Origin of the sequence: Aeromonas sp. S19(2024), assembly GCF_041402625.1 — a bacterium.
Classification (GTDB): domain Bacteria; phylum Pseudomonadota; class Gammaproteobacteria; order Enterobacterales; family Aeromonadaceae; genus Aeromonas; species Aeromonas caviae.
This window is the reverse complement of the sequence record NZ_JBGLQU010000002.1, coordinates 1-19,292: the sequence shown is the minus strand read 5'-3', so window position 1 is coordinate 19,292 and position 19,292 is coordinate 1. Positions and strand designations below refer to the sequence as shown.

19 protein-coding genes are annotated in these 19,292 nt (G+C 55.4%); 8 read left to right on the top strand and 11 right to left on the bottom strand.

Translation table 11 applies throughout. From position 1 onward, the window contains the following. Nucleotides 1-103 precede the first annotated feature (103 nt). The 6 genes from ACB037_RS04460 to ACB037_RS04435 all read left to right on the top strand — a co-directional run bounded on the left by ACB037_RS04460 (nt 104) and on the right by ACB037_RS04435 (nt 5,296). A complete protein-coding gene (locus ACB037_RS04460; RefSeq protein ID WP_371174948.1) occupies nt 104-1,237 on the top strand; it encodes a methyltransferase in 1,134 nt (377 codons plus the stop codon). A 24-nt stretch (nt 1,238-1,261) separates the two neighbouring features. Beyond that, entirely contained in the window at nt 1,262-1,834 is a 573-nt protein-coding gene (locus ACB037_RS04455) for a YajG family lipoprotein (protein WP_201888484.1), read from the top strand. A 14-nt stretch (nt 1,835-1,848) separates the two neighbouring features. Next, nucleotides 1,849-2,400: a peptidylprolyl isomerase gene (locus ACB037_RS04450; protein ID WP_041211273.1), complete on the top strand. Its 552-nt coding sequence runs from the start codon at nt 1,849-1,851 to the stop codon at nt 2,398-2,400. A gap of 114 nt (nt 2,401-2,514) precedes the next feature. Further along, on the top strand, nt 2,515-2,844 hold the full coding sequence (locus ACB037_RS04445; protein ID WP_371174947.1) for a hypothetical protein: 330 nt from the start codon (nt 2,515-2,517) through the stop codon (nt 2,842-2,844). Nucleotides 2,845-2,929: 85 nt separating this feature from the next. Further along, nucleotides 2,930-4,333, top strand: coding sequence for an MFS transporter (locus ACB037_RS04440; RefSeq protein ID WP_010673359.1), 1,404 nt, complete (start codon nt 2,930-2,932; stop codon nt 4,331-4,333). A gap of 156 nt (nt 4,334-4,489) precedes the next feature. Further along, nucleotides 4,490-5,296, top strand: a complete 807-nt coding sequence (locus tag ACB037_RS04435) for an outer membrane protein OmpK (RefSeq protein ID WP_039040713.1) — start codon at nt 4,490-4,492, stop codon at nt 5,294-5,296. 102 nt (nt 5,297-5,398) lie between these two features. On the opposite strand, the gene ACB037_RS04430 is transcribed toward ACB037_RS04435, so the two are convergent. Beyond that, the gene (locus tag ACB037_RS04430; protein ID WP_010673357.1) at nt 5,399-5,881 is read right to left on the bottom strand and encodes a YajQ family cyclic di-GMP-binding protein; all 483 of its coding nucleotides are present in this window, start codon (nt 5,879-5,881) and stop codon (nt 5,399-5,401) included. Nucleotides 5,882-6,239: 358 nt separating this feature from the next. Here ACB037_RS04430 and ACB037_RS04425 point away from each other — a divergent pair, with 358 nt between their 5' ends. Together ACB037_RS04425 and ACB037_RS04420 are read left to right on the top strand one after the other, a co-directional pair. Next, the gene (locus tag ACB037_RS04425; RefSeq protein ID WP_371174946.1) at nt 6,240-7,187 is read left to right on the top strand and encodes a ketopantoate reductase family protein; all 948 of its coding nucleotides are present in this window, start codon (nt 6,240-6,242) and stop codon (nt 7,185-7,187) included. Between the two features lie 30 nt (nt 7,188-7,217). After that, nucleotides 7,218-7,793, top strand: a complete 576-nt coding sequence (locus ACB037_RS04420; protein WP_371174945.1) for a DJ-1 family glyoxalase III — start codon at nt 7,218-7,220, stop codon at nt 7,791-7,793. A 117-nt stretch (nt 7,794-7,910) separates the two neighbouring features. Here ACB037_RS04420 and ACB037_RS04415 read toward each other — a convergent pair whose 3' ends face one another. From ACB037_RS04415 to tssI, 10 genes are all read right to left on the bottom strand, one after another. Then, nucleotides 7,911-8,642, bottom strand: a complete 732-nt coding sequence (locus ACB037_RS04415; protein ID WP_139736608.1) for a hypothetical protein — start codon at nt 8,640-8,642, stop codon at nt 7,911-7,913. Beyond that, the gene (locus tag ACB037_RS04410; RefSeq protein WP_139736609.1) at nt 8,642-8,902 is read right to left on the bottom strand and encodes a hypothetical protein; all 261 of its coding nucleotides are present in this window, start codon (nt 8,900-8,902) and stop codon (nt 8,642-8,644) included. The genes ACB037_RS04415 and ACB037_RS04410 overlap by 1 nt, the downstream gene beginning before the upstream one ends. 376 nt (nt 8,903-9,278) lie before the next feature. Further along, nucleotides 9,279-10,064: a hypothetical protein gene (locus ACB037_RS04405; protein ID WP_371174944.1), complete on the bottom strand. Its 786-nt coding sequence runs from the start codon at nt 10,062-10,064 to the stop codon at nt 9,279-9,281. Beyond that, nucleotides 10,061-10,354: a hypothetical protein gene (locus tag ACB037_RS04400; protein WP_371174943.1), complete on the bottom strand. Its 294-nt coding sequence runs from the start codon at nt 10,352-10,354 to the stop codon at nt 10,061-10,063. The genes ACB037_RS04405 and ACB037_RS04400 overlap by 4 nt, the downstream gene beginning before the upstream one ends. 295 nt (nt 10,355-10,649) lie before the next feature. Then, nucleotides 10,650-11,444, bottom strand: coding sequence for a hypothetical protein (locus ACB037_RS04395; RefSeq protein ID WP_319859976.1), 795 nt, complete (start codon nt 11,442-11,444; stop codon nt 10,650-10,652). 498 nt (nt 11,445-11,942) lie between these two features. Next, nucleotides 11,943-12,686 carry a hypothetical protein gene (locus ACB037_RS04390; protein ID WP_371174942.1) on the bottom strand — a complete coding sequence of 248 codons (744 nt, stop codon included), beginning with the start codon at nt 12,684-12,686 and terminating at the stop codon, nt 11,943-11,945. 119 nt (nt 12,687-12,805) lie between these two features. Next, on the bottom strand, nt 12,806-13,612 hold the full coding sequence (locus ACB037_RS04385) for a hypothetical protein (RefSeq protein ID WP_111736017.1): 807 nt from the start codon (nt 13,610-13,612) through the stop codon (nt 12,806-12,808). Further along, nucleotides 13,612-16,785, bottom strand: a complete 3,174-nt coding sequence (locus ACB037_RS04380) for a T6SS effector BTH_I2691 family protein (protein ID WP_139736613.1) — start codon at nt 16,783-16,785, stop codon at nt 13,612-13,614. The genes ACB037_RS04385 and ACB037_RS04380 overlap by 1 nt, the downstream gene beginning before the upstream one ends. Beyond that, complete coding sequence (locus ACB037_RS04375) at nt 16,782-17,651, bottom strand: DUF4123 domain-containing protein (protein WP_371174941.1); 870 nt, start codon at nt 17,649-17,651, stop codon at nt 16,782-16,784. The genes ACB037_RS04380 and ACB037_RS04375 overlap by 4 nt, the downstream gene beginning before the upstream one ends. After that, nucleotides 17,651-19,292, bottom strand: a 1,642-nt coding sequence (tssI, locus tag ACB037_RS04370) for a type VI secretion system tip protein TssI/VgrG (protein ID WP_371174940.1), incomplete at its 5' end; no start/stop codon positions are given. The genes tssI and ACB037_RS04375, both read right to left, overlap by 1 nt.

Below are 19,292 nucleotides of genomic sequence, written 5' to 3'. Positions count from 1 at the left end.
GGTGAATTTCTCCGCCGCCGCTAGAATAGCGCCACTTTCACCGCTGCCGGGCAACACGGGGCAGACGGTCGCCATTCATCAATCACACGTTGGACTCTTGCCTATGCAAACCCTGCTCGACACGGCCCACTGCCGCCTGACCCTGTATCGTTACCCACGGCAGAGCCAGGATCCCCTGCAGGCCTGGGATGCGGCGGACGAGTATCTGATAAGCCACCTTGCCGAATCGCAGCAGGCACCTGACGGCCCCGTCATCATCATGAACGACGGCTTCGGCGCCCTGGCAGGCTACCTGCATGCCCACGCCCCCGTCTGCGTGACCGACTCCCACATCAGCGAGCGGGCCACCCTGGCCAATCTGGCGGAAAACGGGCTGGATCCCCACGCCATCACCCTGCAGGATGCGCTGGCCCCCCTGCCCGATGCCCCCGCCCTGGTGGTGATCAAGGTCTCCAAGTATCAGGCGCTGCTGGAGCAGCAACTGCTTGCCCTGCGCGGGGTCGTGACCCCCGCGACCCGCATCATTGCTGCCGGCAAGGCCAAGGACATCCACACCTCCACCCTCAAGCTGTTCGAAAAGTATCTGGGGGAGACCCGCACCTCGCTCGCCTGGAAGAAGGCGCGCCTCATTCATTGCACCCCGGCCGCCGAGCGCCCGTCCCTGACCAGTCCCTTCCCGACCGTCTGGCCGCTGGAAGGCACCGACATGCTCATCCACAACCATGCCAACGTGTTCTCGCGCACCAGCCTGGATATCGGCGCTCGCTTCATGCTGGACAACCTGCCCATCCACAGTGCCCGCAGGGTGATCGATCTGGGCTGTGGCAACGGCGTGCTCGGGCTCTCCCTGCTCGCGCGGGACAGCGAGGTGGAGGTGACCTTCATCGACGAATCCCGGATGGCGGTGGCGTCCGCACGGCTCAACGTCGAGCACAACCTGCCCGATGCCCTGCCCCGTGCCCACTTCATGGTCAACAACTGTCTCGATGACGTTCCCGTCGGGGCAGCGGACAGGATCCTCTGCAATCCCCCCTTCCATCAGTTGCAGGCGATCACCGATCACATCGCCTGGCAGATGTTCAGCGACGCCCACCGGGTGTTGCCTCAGGGCGGCGAACTCTGGATAGTAGGCAACCGTCATCTGGACTATCACAACAAACTCAAGCGCCCGTTTGGCAACGCACAAGTCGTTGCGTCGAACAGCAAATTCGTTATTTTGAAAGCCATCAAACGCTAAAGATAAAGCTAAAGGAAACCCATGATGAAAAAGTCACTCTTGCTGCTGGGCGCTCTGGTATTGGGCGGTTGTGCTACTCACTGGCCCGAGAGCGCCCTGCTCAACCCGCAAGTCATCCCCTCCAACCAGCAGTACTACTCCGGCAACCGCATCACCATGGAAGGGGTGGACAAGCGTGAAGCCGCCTATGTCTTCTCCATCAAGAAGAAAGAGAAGGCCCCTGTGCTGGTGAACAGCAGTCAGCCTCTCAACAGCCTGCTGGCTGAAAAACTGGCGGAAGGGCTGCGCAGCCAGGGCCTGGAAGTGGGCAACAGCGGCACCACCAACCTGACGCTGGCCATCTCCACTGCCGCCGTCACCGTGGAAGAGAAGACCTTCACCTATGTCACCAAGTCCCGCGTCAGCCTGCAGGTGATTGCCGACTTCCAAGGCAGCAAGCTGACCAAGCAGTTCAACATGTCCTCCAGCAAAGAGAGCCCGGGCGAGCCGAGCATGGCCGATCTGGAATCCACCCTGAACCAGCAGCTGGGCAGCGTGCTGCAGCAGATCATGGCCGACGAGGCGCTGCGCGGTTATCTCAAGGGCCAGCCGAGCTGAGCGAGGACATATAAATGAAGAAACTCTGGTTACTGATCACCTTGATCGCCCCCCTGGCTTTTGCCGGTCAAAAAGTCCAGATGGAAACCAACCATGGCACCATCGTCGTGGAGCTGGCCCCCAAACAGGCGCCCCAGACCGTGAAGAACTTCCTGCGCTACGTGGCAGACGGCAGCTATGACGGCAGCCTGTTCCACCGGGTGATCCAGAACTTCGTGGTACAGGGTGGGGGCTACAACCAGCAGTTCCAGCCCCTGCCGACCTTCGATCCCGTGGTCAACGAGTCCAGAGGCGGCCTGCCCAACAAGCGCGGCACCATCGCCATGGCCCGCACCCAGGCGGTCGACAGCGCCACTCGCCAGTTCTATTTCAATCTGGTGGACAACGACAACCTCAACGCCAATGCCGGCGCCGGTTACACCGTGTTCGGCCAGGTCGTGAAGGGGATGGAGGTGCTGGACAAACTGGCCCAGGTCCAGACCGGCTACAGCTCCATCCTGCGTGCCAACGACGTCCCCACCAGCCCCATCATCCTGAAGAAAGTGGTGCTGCTCGCGGACAAATAACGCGGCCCGGATCACATTCCACCGCGTCCCTGAACGGGTCACCAATCTCTTTTTCTATACTCTGCTCCCCGATGTGTGCCACGCATCGGGGAGCAGAACCAGAAGGAGGAGCCGGTGACCTGTCATGATTACATAACCCGACACGCCGGCCCGCTGGCCCAGGCGGTTCGCCATTTTCTGGCACGCAAGATTCCCTATCAGCAGCTGGAAGACTTGAGTTGGCAGCTCCTCTCCCATTGGCAGGCGCTCTGCGTGATCCCCATGGACAAAACCCCCGCCAACGCACAGGAAGGAGTGTTCTGGCATCTGCTTCACAGCCTGCACCTGTGGGATGAGCAGCGTCTCCTCTGTGATGACGCGCTGCGCCTGCAACTCATGGCCTGCGCCAATTTTCTCGCCGACGAGGGCCCCTGCCCGCACCACTGCATCGGCTCGCGCCCCTGAAACCTGCCGCCCATCCCTCGGCTTGCCTTGGCTACGCCTGCCGAACCTGACAAAATGACCCCCTTTTCCCAGAGGAGTCAGGCTGTTGAACAATCTCCGCCCGCCCAGCCACACACCGGGCCGCGCCACCCGCTGGCGAGATGCCCTCGCCGTCTATCTGGAAGCGCGGGTACTCATCCTGTTTGCCATGGGATTTTCCTCCGGCCTGCCTTTGCTGCTGGTCTTTGGCACCCTCTCGTTCTGGCTGCGCGAAGCGGATGTCAGCCTGACCGACATCGGCTACATGAGCTGGGTAGCGCTGGCCTACGGTTTCAAGTGGCTGTGGTCGCCCCTGGTGGATCGGCTGCCCCTGCCCCTGCTGTCACGGCTGCTTGGGCGGCGACGCAGCTGGATGCTGTTCTCCCAGGTGCTGATCGCCCTCTCCCTGGTGGGGATGGCCTATTGCGATCCCAAGACCCAGCTCGCCCAGCTGGCCCTCTTCGCCCTGCTGGTTGCCTTCTCCTCTGCCACCCAGGACATCGTCATCGACGCCTATCGCATCGAATCCGCTCCCGAGCGGCTGCAGGCGGCCATGGCCGCTTCCTATATGACTGGGTATCGACTCGCCATGATCATGGCGGGAGCGGGGGCGCTGGCGCTGGCGGCCTGGCTCGGCAGCAACAACGGCTATGACTATCGCGGCTGGCAGCTCACCTATCTGCTGATGGGAGGGCTGATGTCTCTTGGCATCCTCACCACCCTGATGAGCCACGAGCCGCAGATCGATCTCAAGAGTCAGGACGAGCAGCAGATGGCGCGCAAGGCCACCCTGCTGGCACGGGGTTGGTCCCCCACGCTGGCCGGGTTGGGGGCCTGGACCTACGAGGCCATTTGGTGTCCCTTCGCCGACTTCTTCCGCCGCTACGGCTCCTCGGCCCTGCTGATCCTGGGGCTTATCGCCTGCTATCGCATCTCGGACGTGGTGATGGGGGTGATGTCCAACAGCTTCTATGTGGATCTGCAGTTCAGCAAGACGGAAGTGGCCACCATCACCAAGGTCTATGGCGTCATCATGACGCTGGTGGGGGCCGCGCTCGGGGGCGTGCTGGTGATGCGCTTTGGCACCCTGCGCATCCTGTTCCTCGGCGCCGTGCTGACCGCCAGCACCAACCTGCTGTTCGCTCTCCTCAACGAAGTGGGCCACAACCTGGAGCTGCTGACCCTCATCATCTCGCTGGACAACCTCAGCGCCGGCATCGCCACGGCTGCGTTTGTGACCTATCTATCGAGTCTCACCAACGTCGCCTTCTCCGCCACCCAGTACGCCCTGTTCAGCTCCATCATGCTGTTGCTGCCCAAGTTGCTGGCGGGGTTTTCCGGTCGGGTAGTGGAGCAGATCGGCTACAGCCACTTCTTCATCGGCACCAGTCTGCTCGGCATTCCGGTGATGATCCTGATCATCATGGTTGCCAAACGAGGCAGCACCTTGTCACCACAAACGCACAAATAGCAAGCGTTTGCGCATTTTAGGGGGTGATTAGATTCACAAATCCTGACAAAGTTCCCTGGTGCTTGTTTATCCGTTGAATTTATTTGGCTAGAATCCCTCCCGCTCCTTGTGGGCAGGCTACGGAAAACCTCAACTAACGCACAAGAGACCAATAAAATGGCCAAATTTACCAAGACTCTGATCGCTGCCGGTCTGCTGGCTGCCTCCGCCACTCCGGCCTTCGCTGCCGACTACAGCGGCGACATCCACAAGAACGACTACAAGTGGTTCCAGTTCAACGTGATGCACACCATCGATCAGCTGCCCTACGCTGAGTCCGAAGGTGGTTACAACGATACCTACTTCGAAATGGAGTTTGGTGGCCGTTCCGGTATCTTCGATCTGTACGGTTACGTCGACGTATTCGACATCTTCCAGAACCGTCACGACGACAAGCACAACCAGGACAACCTGTTCATCAAATTTGCACCGCGCATCTCCATCGATGCCATGACCGGCAAAGATCTCTCCTTCGGCCCGGTGCAGGAAGTCTACATCGCCAACCTGATCAACGTAGGTGGTCCGGATGGTCTGTTTGAAGCCATGACCGGTCTGGGTGCAGACGTCATGGTGCCCTGGTTCGGCAAAATGGGCATGAACCTGTATGCCCGTCACGTCAATGAAGGCGGTGGCGAGCAGGGCTGGAACGGCTATCAGTTCTCCATGAACTGGTTCAAGCCTTTCTACACCTTCTCCAACGGCAGCTTCGTAGCCTATCAGGGTTACCTGGATCACCTGTTTGATGCCAAGGACACTTCCACCGACGGTACCGCCATGTTCAACGGCCTGTACTGGCACTCCGACCGCTACGCCGTCGGTTACGGTCTGAAGTACTTCAACGACATCTACGGCATCCAGAACGGTTCCTACGGTCTGAAGACCACTGGTTTTGGCCACTACTTCTCCGTGACCTACAAGTTCTAATCGAACTCGTCACACGGATACAAAAAACCGGAGCAGCTGCTCCGGTTTTTTTATGCCCTCATGCTGGCAGTAGGGGGAGAGCCGCGCCCTCCCCGTTCGCCATCAGTCGCGGAAGTTCTGGAACTGCATCGGCTGGCCCAGTTCGGCGCCACGCACCAAGGCCATGGTCTCTTGCAGATCGTCGCGCTTCTTGCCGGTGACCCGCACCTCGTCGCCCTGGATGGCAGCCTGCACCTTGATCTTGGAATCCTTGATGAGCTTCACCAGCTTCTTGGCCACTTCCTTGTCGATCCCCTGCTTGAACTTCACGGTCAGGTGGAAACGCTTGCCGGAGTGGACGCTGTCACCCACGTCCATGGAACTGTTCTCGATCTGGCGCTTGAGCAGGGCGCCGCGCAGGATCTCGACCATCTGCTTGAGCTGGAAATCGGCGTCGGCTTCCAGCTTTACTTCTTCCTTGTTCAATTCGAAGCTGGCTTCCACACCACGAAAATCGAAACGGGTCGCCAGTTCACGGTTGGCGTTATCAACGGCGTTCAACACCTCGTTCATTTTGACTTCAGAGACAATATCGAATGACGGCATAGCCGGGCTCCTCATGCTGTACTTCAGGTTGTGCTGACAGGTGGGCAAATCTACCAGAAAACGGGCAAATTTGCTGATTTCGATGGGATTGCTCTGCTAGAATCCCCTGCGCACAGGAATGGTGAGACCCGTTAGAACCCGTCCAGGAGCGGTCGCGAGAGGTCCGACACTCGGTGAAGTGCAGCCCAGGAACCCGTATGGTCATGCATACATGAGGCTCCCTGGTTGCGCATGAGCCTTGAGCACGACCCGGCAGTCAGCTCATGCACCGGTTCCAGGTATTCACCAAGCGACATCTTCCCTTATCCCGGGTTGGCGGTTGACAGGATGGCAGCCCTTCCCATGATCGAGCCTCTTCATGCCAAGCGGATTACGCGACAACAACCTGAAAACACGCCGTCACCCTGTCTCTCCCGAGTGGACCTTGCTGGGCTGCGGCGCCCTGGGCGGCGTCTTCGCCTCCCTGTTGACCCAAAGCGGCCAAGCAACCCGCCTCCTGCTGCGCGAGCGCCATCGTGCCACCTTGCACCCCGGCGTCGACTTTACCTCCCTTGAGGGGCATACCCAGCTCCTGGCCATCGAACGCGCCTTCATCGACAAGCCGGGCAGCATCAAACGCCTGCTGGTCATGACCAAGGCGGGGCAGGTGATACCGGCCCTCACTCCTCTGGTCGGGCAACTGGCGGCAGGGGTGCCCATCGTGCTGCTGCACAACGGCATGGGGATCGCCGAACGGGTGGCGGCCCTTTTCCCCCACAATCCTGTCATCGCCGGCGTCACCAGCCACGGCGCCCTGCAGAGCGGCCACTTCGTGTTCCGCCACACCGGCAAGGGGGAGACCTGGCTCGGCCCCGTCAATGAGGCGGCCCGCTCCTGTGCCCATCTGGCGGACGAGCTCGCTCGCGCCCTCGGCCAGGCCGGCTGGGATGAGCAGATCCTGACCCGCCAGTGGCAGAAACTCGCCGTCAACTGCGCCATCAATCCCCTCACCGCCCTGTATCGACTCAAGAATGGCGAACTGGCGGGCCCGCGCTTTGCCGACGTCTTGCAGCAGATCTGCGTGGAAGTGGCGGACGTGATGCAGGCCGAAGGCCAGCCGACCGGCAGCGATGAGCTGCTGCGCCGGGTCATGACGGTGGTGGAGCTCACCGCCGACAATTACTCTTCCATGTATCAGGACATGGAGCAGGGCCGAGAGACCGAGATCGAGGCCATCACCGGCTTCCTGCTCGGCAAGGCCGCGGCGCACGGCATCGCGGTACCGGTCAACCAGGGCCTCTATCAGGCCGTCAAAGAGAAACGCTGAGCAGAGCAGCTGGCAAGCAAGGAGTGCTAGATGAGCGTACTGGTATTGGTGGCCCCCGGGTCAGAAGAGATAGAGACGGTTGCCATCGTCGATACCCTGGTTCGGGGTGGCATCGATGTGGTGCTGGCCTCCTGCTGCCCCACTGGAGCGCGCCAGATCCGCGCCTCTCGCGGGGTGCAACTGGTGGCGGATTGCCATCTCGACGAGCTGACTACCCGTGACTTCGATGCCATGGTCGTACCGGGCGGTCTGCCCGGCAGCGAAGTGATCCGCAACACCCCCCTCGCCATCGACCTGCTACGGGAGCAGGCAGGCCTCGGCCGCTGGCGCGCCGCCATCTGCGCCGCACCCGCCGTGGTACTGCACCATCACGGCTTGCTGGGGGATGCGAGCATCACCTGCCACCCGGGCTTTCAGGCCCATCTGCCCGCGACACAATTGAGCACGGCAAGGGTAGTGACCGATGAAGCCCATCGCCTGATCACCAGCCAGGGCCCGGGTACCGCTATCGAGTTCGCTCTCGAGATAGTACGGGTACTGCGAGGTGACGAGGCCGCCCGTACGGTGGCCGGTCCCATGGTGCTGCCCCCCTCGCTATCGCCATAACCACATCGGGCACTCCGATGAAAGCGACAGAGCCCCCTTGCCAGTGGCAAGGGGGCTCTGCTTTGGAGGCTCAGACGGCATGGAGATGGTCCTCACCTGACAGGTAGACTATAAAAGTCAGGTCATTGGATGACCTTTAATATACTTTATTTCGGCGCATCGAATCTGCTTTTTGAGCAGTTCAATAAAATTCTCAAAATCTTCAGATTTACAATATAAAGTATCACTGTATGATATTTTAAAAGGGGTTGATTCAAACCTTACAGCCTTCTTCTTATTGGATATAAAAAGTGTATAGACCCAATCTTTTTTAAACATGGTCTCATGCTCTGACACTTCACGTTTAAAGTCATTGAAAAATATCGCAAAAAAAGCCATTCCGCCAGCACCGACCAAGGCAAATGGCCCCAACACGGAAACGGCCATCACACATATTGCGATTGCCAACCAAGCAAGACCACGCACTATGGTATAGGCTGCCTCTGGAATAGCATCCTGATAGGTGACGATAACACCTTCCGTTGTGAGCCGGTAATGATAGTTTTTATCTGCCAACCATAAGTAACGAGTAAAGGCCGCAACTATTGCCCCCATGATAATAGGAGCCCAACCAGCATCATTATCGCTATACACTAGCCATATACCAATAGACATCATAATACCAACGGGGATTGAAATGACTAGCCAAACAAAAGGTGTTTCTACCCTAATATTCCACTCATGTAGCGTAGGGGCTTCACGCACTTTCTTCTGATTAGCATCGAGAATGCGCTGTTGATCTTCCTGCGATAATAGATGAAAAGGGGTCTCCTGCTCGCACGCTTCAACTACCTCGTTTACCTTATCCATTATTTATTCCCTTGCTTGCCGACCACCAACGCGGGCATGGTACCCAGATCGCCGCTGCTGCTATTCAATGTGACTGGGCCACCACTGCTACTGCTGCCCTTGAAGACAAATTGCCGCTGAATCATACCCCCGAGATACCCTAACTCCAGTTTGATAGCCGAATTGGTATCAATCCCCAGCGGCAGGGTATAGACCATCTCATCCCAACGTCCGCGCTGTGTCTCCAGACTCCTGGGCTTCATAGCCGCCTGATAACGCACCAGATCCTCCTTGGAGCGTATCGGCACCATTTAACCGGCCCGGGCTAGAGGTTGTCCCATGACACTTAACCCTATGGTTTGCCCTTTGAGGTGAGCAGGAAGAGATAGTTGTAATTGCCACTGGGCACGGCCGGTGTCCATCCAACCTTGGGGCGCGGAGCGCACCACAGTCAGGCTGGCGCCCGGTTTATTGACCAGCAATTCAAAGCGAGCCAGTTCGTCTTACGAGGACCAATTGGCAGGCTGCTTTCCCCTGGTGGATTGCAACAACCATTTCTCCAGATCTGAGCGTTTTAATGATATTGAGCAACATAGCCAATACAAACATTGAAATAATGAAAAATGACACTGTAATCGCACAGCGCCACCTGAGTCATTAGGTGTTAAGCTCATCAAATTTTCTTGGTACACCAACATCCAGAGAGCTATGGGGAGCCCTATTTAATGAGAAAACAGTTTTAAACTCTCTATACTCGCAGCAATTCAGCAACGATAACAAAGAAAAAAGAATCTTATTCAAGTCATTTTTATAACAATAGAAGCTTGCAAATCCAGAGTAGCCAAAAGGAACAGTCTCAAATTGAACAAAAGCGGCTTTCCTAGCCACCTTTATTATATTTATTTTTTCTTTATTGAATCGTGTATATTCAACTATCTCTTCTTTCTTGAAGCCAGTGAAAAATACCGCAAAGAGCGCCATGCCACCTGCACCAACTAATGCTAACGGTCCCAATACAGCCATAGCCATCACGCAAACTACCACCCCCAGCCAAGCCAACCCACGCACTATGATGTAGGCCATTTCGGGAATGGCATCTTGATAAGTGGTGATTAAACCTTCTGTCGTTAGCCGATAATGGTAGTTTTTATCTGCTAGCCATAAGTAACGAGTAAAGGCAGCAACTATTGCCCCCATTATAATAGGAGCCCAACCTGCATCATCATCGCTATACACTAGCCATATACCAATAGACATCATAATACCAACTGGGATTGAAATAACTAGCCAGACAAAAGGTGTTTCTACCCTAATCCCCCATTCATGGAGCGTAGGGGCTTCACGCACCATTTTCTGATTGGCATTAATTATACGTTGCTGCTCTTCCTGCGGCAGAAGATGAAAAGGGATGTCCTGCTCGCTCACCTCAATCTCCTCGTTCATGATTTATTCCCTTGCGTGCCAACTATTAGTGCAGGCATAGAGTTCACCTCACCACTGCTGGTATCCAATATAATGGGGCCGGTGCTATTACCGCTGCCCTTGAAGACAAATTGCCGCTGTACCATGCCACACATATATCCCAGCTCCAACTTGATGGCACTATTGGTATCGACCCCCAAAGGCAAGGTATAGACCAGACCATCCCAACCTCCGCGTTGTGTCTCCAGCGTCCTGGGCTGCATGGCTGCCTGATAGCGCTCCAGATCCTCTTTGGAGCGTACCGGCACCATCTGGCCAGCACTGACAAGTGGTTGAGAAGTAACATTTAACCCTATTGTTTGTCCTCGTAAATGGGCAGGGAGCGAGAGTTGCAACTGTCACTAGGAACGACCTGTGTCCATCCAGTCCTAAGGTGCGGTGCGTACCACAGTCAAACTGCCCCCTGGCTTATTGACCAGCATTTCAAAAGGAACCAGATCATCTACGATAGACTGATTGCACCAGAGTTGATTGAAATCACCACTTTTTTGACACCAATAATTTCTCTATAACTGTCACATCTGAAAAAGGTATTACTCGAAGGGTTTACTTATTAATCTCATCCAGCCTTCTTGGCGTGCCAACATCCAACACACCAACAGGAGCTCTGCGAAGAGATAATTCACTTTTAAACTCTCTATATTCATCACACCCAAGTTCTTTCATTAAGCTTGATAAGGTTTTATATAGTTCACCTTCATTACAATATAAATAAGAGAACTCGAACCAACTGAATGGTATGATATCAAAGCGAATAAGGCTTCTATTTTTCACCACTTTCACAACATATTTTTTATCTTTATTGAAAACCGTGTATTCAACTGATATTTTCTTTTCGAAGTTAGTAAAAAAAATAGCAAAAAGTGCCATGCCACCAGCGCCAACCAAGGCTAGTGGCCCCAATATGGCAACCGCTACGACACATACCACCACACCAAGCCAAGCCAAACCACGCACTATGGTGTAGGCCACCTCGGGAATAGCATCTTGATAAGTGACGACTACACCCTCCGTAGTTAACCGATAATGGTAATCTTTATCCGCCATCACTAAATATCGAAGATAGGGGAGCATAATTGCCCCCACTATAATAAATACCCAACCATTGGATGACTCATTCCATATCATGGCACTACCAATCAAGGTAGGTATTCCGATTAAAAAGAGTATCCCCAGCCAGGCAAATGCAGCTGGAACTCGGATGTCCCATTCATGAAGAGTTGGTGCCTCTCGCACCTTTTTCTGATTGGCATTGATTATACGTTGCTGCTCTTCCTGCGGTAGCTGATGGAAAGGAGTCTCCTGCTCATTGACCTCAATAACTTCGTGTGTCTTTTCCATTATTTATTCCCTTGCTTGCCGACCACCAACGCGTGCATGGTACCCAGATCGCCGCTGCTTCTATTCAATGTCACTGGGCCGCCACTGCTACTGCTGCCCTTGAAAATAAACTCCCGCTGAATCATGCCCCCCCGAGATAGCCCAGTTCCAGTTTGATGGCCGAATTGGCATCCACACCCAGCGGAAGGGAATAGACCATGTCCTCCCAGCTCCCGCGATATGTCTCCAGCGTTCTGGGTTGCATGGCGGTCTGATAGCTGGCCAAGTCCTCTTTAGTGTGTACCGGCACCATATGACCGACCAGAGCCAGAGGTTGGCCGATAACGCTTAGCCCAATGGTCAACCCCCGTAAGAGGTTAGCCACCAAGTGTTTAACTTTTATCAACCAGAAAGATGGCTTGATCTTGATGGATTACAACGGTAGAAATTTCACTACGTAAAATTGACGACCTGCTCTATTTAACATAGCTGATCGAATAAAAAACTTAATTTGTTTGGTTAAATCCCAGGGTGACCTTTGATATATTTCACACTCTCAACAAGGATATGAGACTTTATTAAATTGAGAATAACGTCTATATCCTCGACTCTACAATAAAGTGTACGACTGAACGCAGACTTAAACGGTACAGATTCAAACCGCAAAGCTCTATGTCTCTTCGAGATGGTAAAGACGTGTGGCCATTTTTTGTTAAATAGAGTGAATTCCTCACAGACTTCACTCTTAAAGTCAGTGAAAAATACAGCAAAGAGAGCCATGCCACCTGCACCAACCAGTGCTAATGGCCCCAATACAGCCACCGCCATCACGCAAACCACCACCCCAAACCAAGCCAAGCCACGCACTATGGTATAGGCCACTTCAGGAATGGCATCATGATAAGTGACTATTAAGCCTTCTGTCGTCATCCGGTAATGGTAGTTTTTATCCGCCATCACCAAGTAACGTAAATAGAGCGTCATCACTATCGACATTCCGACCATCATATAAACAAAAGTCCAATCATTATCCCCAGCAAACCATACCGCTGCACCTCCAAATAGCATCATAGAGCCAACGACTATTAATATCATTGGCCATGCAAATGCTGTAGATACCCGGATATCCCATTCATGAAGAGTTTGTGCCTCACGTACCCTTTTTCGATTGGCATCGATAATGTGTTGTTGCTCTTCCTGCGGTAGCTGCTGGAAAAGAGTCTCCTGCTCATTGCCCTCAATAACTTCGTTTTTCTTTTCCATTATTTATTCCCTTGCTTTCCGATTACCAGCGTCAAAAACACCATGGCGGCGAACCAATGTAACAGGACCGATGCTAAGGTTGAGCCAAGAGCAATAAACATGAAAGACTCTCAGAATGATTATTTTAGCTCATCCAGTGTTCTTGGTACGCCTACATCCAGAGAACTGTGAGGAGCTCTATTTAATGACAATATAGTTTTAAATTCCCTATACTCCCGGCAATTTAATATTGGCAACAAGGATGCCAATATTTTTTTCAATTCGTTTTTATAGCAGTAAAAATTTGCAAAGCCTGAATAACCAAACGGAATGGTTTCGAATTGAACGAAGGCTGCGTTATTGACAACCTTAATCACATTGGTTTTATTTTTATTGAACAATGTATATTCTATATGCTCTTCCTTTTTGAAATCAGTGAAGAAAATTGCAAAAATAGCCATGCCACCAGCACCGACCAAGGATAGCGGCCCTAATATGGCTACTGCCATAATACATACAAGTACACCCAACCAAGCAAGACCACGGACTACGGTGTATGCAATCTCCGGGATGGCATCCTGATAAGTCACAATTAGACCTTCCGTAGTGAGTCGGTATTTGTAATTTTTATCCGCCATCACCAAATAACGAAAATAAGGTATCATTACAGCAGTAACGCCCAACATAATATAAACAACGCTCCAATCCTCACCTGCAGTCAATAACAGCCCCCCCCCCCCAAGAAATAGTATCGAAAAGAGGCTCGTTATCATAATGATAATCCAGGCTAATGGCGTGGGAACCCTGATATCCCATTCATGGAGAGTCGGTGCCTCACGCACTCTCTTCTGATTGGCATCGATAATGCGCTGTTGCTCTTCCTGCGGTAGCAGATGAAAAGGGGTTTCCTGCTCGCTCACCTCGATTGCCTCGTTCACCTTGTCCATCAGTTATTCCCCAACTTGCCGACCACCAACGCGGGCATGGTACCCAGATCACCGCTACTGCTATTCAATGTGACAGGGCCGCTACTGCTACTGCTGCCCTTGAAAATAAACTCCCGCTGAATCATGCCCCCGAGATAGCCCAGTTCCAGTTTTATAGCCGAATTGATATCCACTCCCAGCGGCAGGGAATAGACCATATCATCCCAGCGCCCTCGTAGAGTCTCTATCACCTTGGGTTGCATCGCAGCTTGATAGCGCACCAGCTCCTCCTTAGAGCGCGCCGCTACCATCTGACCAGCTCTCGCAATTGGCTGGCCGATGACCTTCAGGCCTATGGTCTGCCCTCGCAAGTGCGCGGGGAGCGAGAGTTGCAACTGCCACTGGGATCGACCGGTGTCCATCCACCCCTGAGGTGCGGTGCGTACCACAGTCAAACTGGCCCCTGGTTTATTGACCAGCATTTCAAAGCGAGCCAACTCATCTTCGGCAGACCAGTTGGCAGGCTGCTTGCCCCAGGTGGATTGCAACAACCACTTCTCCAGATCCGAGCGTTTAAAAATATTGAGCAGCACAGTCAACACCAGATAGGCCGCACCCAACACAAAGAACCCCACGCCCATCCAAGTTGCACAGATGGCTCCGATGGATGAATAACCCAGTAAACCATTGATACCTAATTGCACAATCTGTGCAAAAAAAATAAAGAACTGCCCGCCCAATACGCCCATCTTCATCTGTGAGAGGGTCTTCTCCATACCACTAATTAGGGGATCATGAGTTGCCTGCAAAGTGTCCCACATCTCTGCCCCTGCAGCTGCCATACCGAGGCCAGCAAATGCCAACATCCGTAGAGAGAAGGCTTTAACTAGGACGCCATGCTCCCCATCTTTTGCCGTCTTTATTGACAATAAAGTCAGCGCCTTATCTCCGGCACTTGATATCTTGATTTTCTCCCAGACAGCCCCCTGATAGAGCGCGGCGATGGCATTGCCCGTCCAGGCAAAGGCCGAGCCCAGCTGCATATTTGCCCGTTCCCGACCGATGGACTGGGCGTTTTGCGCCGTCCCTGCGATGACCACTGTCAGATTCCAGAGGTTGAGCAGGGCAACCAGCCCGCCAAAGGTCGCCAGATTGGGAATTCTCTCGTTCATGGCCGTGATGCGTTGATTCACGCCGCTACGTACGCTCGCCAGATAGTCACCAACATATTGTCTGGCTTGTTGCTGGTAGAGATCACCTTTCAGCTTCACCAGCAGGGGCATTTCACTGGCAATCAGGGTATCAAGCTGTTGCTGCAAGGTTTTTAGCTGACCGTTGATGGCCTTCACCGTGGTGCTGCGCCCGGGAGGAGGAGAGCTGATGGCCGACATCTCCTTGACTATGATCCAGACCTTCTGCTGGAAGCGGTTGTGGAGCATCCGATAGTCTCGGTTGACCTGCAGCGGCTGGTCGCCGAGCAGGGACTCCAGCAATACGAGTCTGAGGTTGCCCGCCAGGCTGTTCTTCCAGGCATGGGGCAAGATGGCCGCCATGATCTGGGCGTGAGCCCCCTTGGCCATGGATTTTCCCGCTTCCTTCATCGCGCCGATCACGGCTTCCACCTTCTGGAACCAGGGTTTCTGCTTGAGCCTCTCCTCCCCCAATAATGTCTCCAGTTCAGCGATACGACTAAAGAGAGCTGTCATATCCCCAGAGGAGGTGCTGAGCCAGGCATTGTCTACCGTCAGCTCGCTCAATCCCTTGTGCAACGCGGCATCAAAGCCATAAGGGGCCAGCGCCAGCAAGTTGTCGCGGCTCTTTTCGCCCAGCAGTTTCTCCAGCGCTTTCTTCCTCTCCTCCGTGCGGCAGCTAAGAGAAAGAACCGGCCCGGCCTCGGCAAACAGGGTCTGCAGATAGGCTTGTCCCTTGGGTGTTCTGTTGTCCAGACCAAAGGGCAGCGGATCGGCCTTGAGGCGGGTCACACCGTTGAACAGGTCTTCATGAGCCCGCGTCAGGGCCAGATCCAGCTCATTGAGTGGCACCTGATACTGCTTGATAAAGGCATTGAGCCCGCTCCAGTTGACCTCATCCTGGAAGGCTGCGCGCTCTTTCCATTGGGAAACCTGTTTTTGGGATGGATTGAAACCATATTGTTCCCGCAAGATTTTCAGCTTCTCATCAGCCCGTTTCTCCATGGGGGAGTTGAACCGCACCATCCCGGGCTCTGCCGTCATGCTCTCCATGTCGGCGAGGTAGCGATCCCCAAGATAATCATCCAGCGCCTCTTCAAAGGCCTGGGTCCTGGCGACATTTCCCCTGACGGAGGCGGGCAACTCCTTCTCGTCGAGCCGCACCCTGGCCAGGTTGCGCGTGACCTCCGCCATCATCAGCTTGTGGCTGTTGACCTTCATGGTGGCATCATCTTTCCCCAGCAGTGCTTCGCGCTTGGCGAGCAGTTGATTGACCTTCATGGAAAGGTCGGCAAGGTCGGCCAGCGGGTCCTCCAGAGCGACCACCATGGCGCTCTTGGGATCCGGTATGCCCGCCTTGTAGGCAGTCGGCGAACTCGCAGGTTTGTGAGCCAGCAACTTGATCCCCTGCTTGTCCTCTTCGGCAGGCTTGGCAAGGGGGGTAGAAGAGAGCACAAATCCCTTGTTGGACATCCCCAGGTCCGCAACCTTGTCGAGCACATCTGGCAGACCGCAATGAGGGGCCTTCATGGTGCTGGCAAAACTGCCCAGTTTCACCTGCCGCATCCAGGTGGTGCGCAAACCGCCGCTCTTTTCCATCTCATGCTTGATGCGCCCCGTCCAGCGCTGGGGAGAATAAGCGAGGGAGAGGGTATGGCTCGCAGGGTAGAGCAGATGCCCCTTGCTTCCCTTGCTCTGGCTGATAAAGGTCGCTCCCTTTATCTCGTACTCATCAAATGTCTTGGTCTTTTCGTCATAGACATAGAGCCAGCCATCACGCAGTTGGCGCAAGGCATAACCGCTCTCTTTCAACTTGAGAGGCACCACAAAGCCTGCTCCGGCGGGGACTGGGTGAGACTGCTTTTGTGGCGGGGAGAACGGCTCATCCAGGGCATAACGCACCGGGATGATGGCAATCTTCTTGTTCTTGAGCGGACAGACTCCTGCCGGGCTCTTGCTGTCGGTCGTGTTTGCACACTGGGCGGCTTGATTGGGCGTACTCATGCGTCTTGATCCTTGTTGCTCAATGCGGCAGCAAGCTCGGCGGCCTGCTCGATACGTTGCGAAGGGGTCTGGGGCGAACGCTGGGTAATCAACGCCTTGATCCGGGGATGCTCATCTTCATCAAACCAGCCACTGCCGAGATACCCCATCACATTGAAAAACAGCAGCAGATCCCGCTCGCTCTCGAATCCCTGGGCATAGGCGTAATCAGCCCAATGGGCAATCCAGGCCATGGGTTCTGGCAGCGTCTGCATGCGAGCCCCAAACCAGGTGTGCATGTGTGCTCTTATCCCATCGAGGGTGTTCAACCAGCTCACCTCTCCCAGACGGCACCACTGCACGTCGGAAAGTCGCAGGCGCTCCCCCATGGGGGAGCCCATTCCAGGCGCGGCAACCTTGTGCTGCCACACCAGCCCCTCCCCTTGCCGGGTCGGGATCCAGACTTGAGCCACCCCCTGCCAGAGCCAGGGTTCATCATCCATAAACAGCCGCCACATGGTCTCCGGCATGGCCAGCTTGAGCAAAATCCTGCTGCCATAGGGACTCTCCACCTCGATAAGCCCACGCAGTCGCTCGGCCAACGGCAACAGAGAAAGAGGGGACGATAACAGGTAACCCCATGATGCATCGCGGTTTTGCATAAACCAATCCAGCAAATTGGGCGTTGCACAGACCAGACAGGGGCTCACTTCTCGCAAGCTGTCCCAGGGGGCGTGAAGGTAAACAGGCTGATAGGAAGGCGATGGGTCCTGCTCGAACAACGCGCGCTCCAGCGCGGGAATGCGCGCCCCATCGAGCAGCAGATAGAGTTGCTCACCGCTGTTCAGCTCGATGTCGGGACGCTCTGCGACGAAAGCCATGGCCATCAGCCACCACCCTCCTGTCTGGCCAGTTGCTCACAGATCTCGCACACAGGTTCGGCAGACTTGAGCGTCGCAATCTGACGTGCGGGGTCCATGGGCGGTGGTGGCGCCACCACTTCAACCGCTCCGGGCTGGATCGGCATCTGGCCACCCCAGCCAGAGCCAGACCCCGGGCTGCCGCCTGAGTTCATCTTGATGGAGCCGCCCGAGAGGGTGACACCGCTCGGGTCGATTTTGACAAAACTCCCCCCCACCTTGAGGGTCAGCTCGGCACCCGCCTCCATTACGATCTTCATGCCCGCCTTGTGGTGTACCTCGCTTCCCGCTTCCACCAGCAGGGATTGGCCGAGCTTCTGGTGCAGGCTGGCATCCACGGTCAGGGAATAGTCGGCCTTGATGTGATCGCGTTTCTCTCCATTGACGGTGAGATGGTCATTGGCCTTGATGCGGGTCACCCGCTCATTGTCGATGTCCCTGTGTTCGTCGTGCTTGATGTGCCAGGCAGCATCGTTCTCGATAAGCACGTTCAGGTCTTTCTGACCGTGGATATAAATCTCTTCCTTGCCCGCCTGGTCTTCAAAGCGCAGCTCGTTGAAGCCCTCGCCCTGGTGGGTTTCGGTGCGCAGCACGGTGCGGGTCTTGTTGGCCGGCAACTCGTAGGGCGGTCGGTTGGTGGCGTGATAAGTGCGACCAGTCACGATGGGCTGGTCGGGGTCCCCTTCCAAAAAGCTCACGATGACCTCGTGGCCGATGCGCGGGATGGCCATCATGCCGTACTGACCGCCGGCCCAGCCCTGGGATACGCGCACCCAGCAGGAGCTCTGGTCGTTGGAGCTGCCATATCTATCCCACGGGAATTGCAGTTTCACCCGGCCGTGCTCGTCGCAGTAAATCTCCTCACCGTCGGGGCCCACCACCATGGCAATTTGCGGGCCATCCACCATCGGCTTATGAGGGACTTCCGGGCTGCCGATACGCGCTCGCCAGGTGGTGCTCGCTTTCACCACCCCGAACTCGTTGTGGTAGACGGTGGGGCCGCTGCCCCCCTCCTCTTCCAGCGCCTGTGGCTGCAAGCCGGTGTGCTGGATGCGCACGATTTGCCAGTCGGTGTTGAGGCTGCCGTTGGGATGTCCAGTGAGTGCAAACGTCTGCCCCGGCTGCAAGGCGGCGCAGTTGGACTTAGCCTGGCCCGCCACGGCATCGCTGCGCAGGGCATCGAGCCGGTGCTGGGCAAACGCCTTGCCGCTCTGGTCCGCTTTGTAGCGGCCAGGGTAGTCAAAGTGCTGGTAGGTGTCGCGCTGGTGGGTCAGCTCCGCTCCCACCTTTTTGTGGGAGAGACCGTAGGCCGGGGTCTTGAAGCTGTAGTCCTTGAGCTCCACATCCGAGGGGCGCACTGCCTCCCGATAGTGGAACTGCCGCACATAAGGGCCCTGCTCCAGCGAACGGTTGCCGAGGTTGAAGAAAAGCTCGGGGCCTTGAGTCAATGCTGCCGCGTCGTCGGCAAACACGATGCGGTGCTTGCCCGCTTCAAACTCGTGGAAGTAGAACATCCCCTCTTCGGCGGCGAGGCGGTTCACGAAATCGAGGTCGGTTTCCCGGTACTGAACGCAGTATTCCCGCTTGGCGTGCTCGTTTTTGAGGGCA

Excerpts from the sequence above, each read along its gene's own strand:
- ACB037_RS04460 (WP_371174948.1), top strand. The coding sequence starts at position 104 with ATGCAAACCCTGCTCGACACGGCCCACTGCCGCCTGACCCTGTATCGT.
- ACB037_RS04455 (WP_201888484.1), top strand. The coding sequence starts at position 1,262 with ATGAAAAAGTCACTCTTGCTGCTGGGCGCTCTGGTATTGGGCGGTTGT.
- ACB037_RS04450 (WP_041211273.1), top strand. The coding sequence starts at position 1,849 with ATGAAGAAACTCTGGTTACTGATCACCTTGATCGCCCCCCTGGCTTTT.
- ACB037_RS04435 (WP_039040713.1), top strand. The coding sequence starts at position 4,490 with ATGGCCAAATTTACCAAGACTCTGATCGCTGCCGGTCTGCTGGCTGCC.
- ACB037_RS04430 (WP_010673357.1), bottom strand. The coding sequence starts at position 5,881 with ATGCCGTCATTCGATATTGTCTCTGAAGTCAAAATGAACGAGGTGTTG.
- ACB037_RS04425 (WP_371174946.1), top strand. The coding sequence starts at position 6,240 with ATGCCAAGCGGATTACGCGACAACAACCTGAAAACACGCCGTCACCCT.
- ACB037_RS04420 (WP_371174945.1), top strand. The coding sequence starts at position 7,218 with ATGAGCGTACTGGTATTGGTGGCCCCCGGGTCAGAAGAGATAGAGACG.
- ACB037_RS04415 (WP_139736608.1), bottom strand. The coding sequence starts at position 8,642 with ATGGATAAGGTAAACGAGGTAGTTGAAGCGTGCGAGCAGGAGACCCCT.
- ACB037_RS04405 (WP_371174944.1), bottom strand. The coding sequence starts at position 10,064 with ATGAACGAGGAGATTGAGGTGAGCGAGCAGGACATCCCTTTTCATCTT.
- ACB037_RS04400 (WP_371174943.1), bottom strand. The coding sequence starts at position 10,354 with ATGGTGCCGGTACGCTCCAAAGAGGATCTGGAGCGCTATCAGGCAGCC.
- ACB037_RS04395 (WP_319859976.1), bottom strand. The coding sequence starts at position 11,444 with ATGGAAAAGACACACGAAGTTATTGAGGTCAATGAGCAGGAGACTCCT.
- ACB037_RS04390 (WP_371174942.1), bottom strand. The coding sequence starts at position 12,686 with ATGGAAAAGAAAAACGAAGTTATTGAGGGCAATGAGCAGGAGACTCTT.
- ACB037_RS04385 (WP_111736017.1), bottom strand. The coding sequence starts at position 13,612 with ATGGACAAGGTGAACGAGGCAATCGAGGTGAGCGAGCAGGAAACCCCT.
- ACB037_RS04380 (WP_139736613.1), bottom strand. The coding sequence starts at position 16,785 with ATGAGTACGCCCAATCAAGCCGCCCAGTGTGCAAACACGACCGACAGC.
- ACB037_RS04375 (WP_371174941.1), bottom strand. The coding sequence starts at position 17,651 with ATGGCCATGGCTTTCGTCGCAGAGCGTCCCGACATCGAGCTGAACAGC.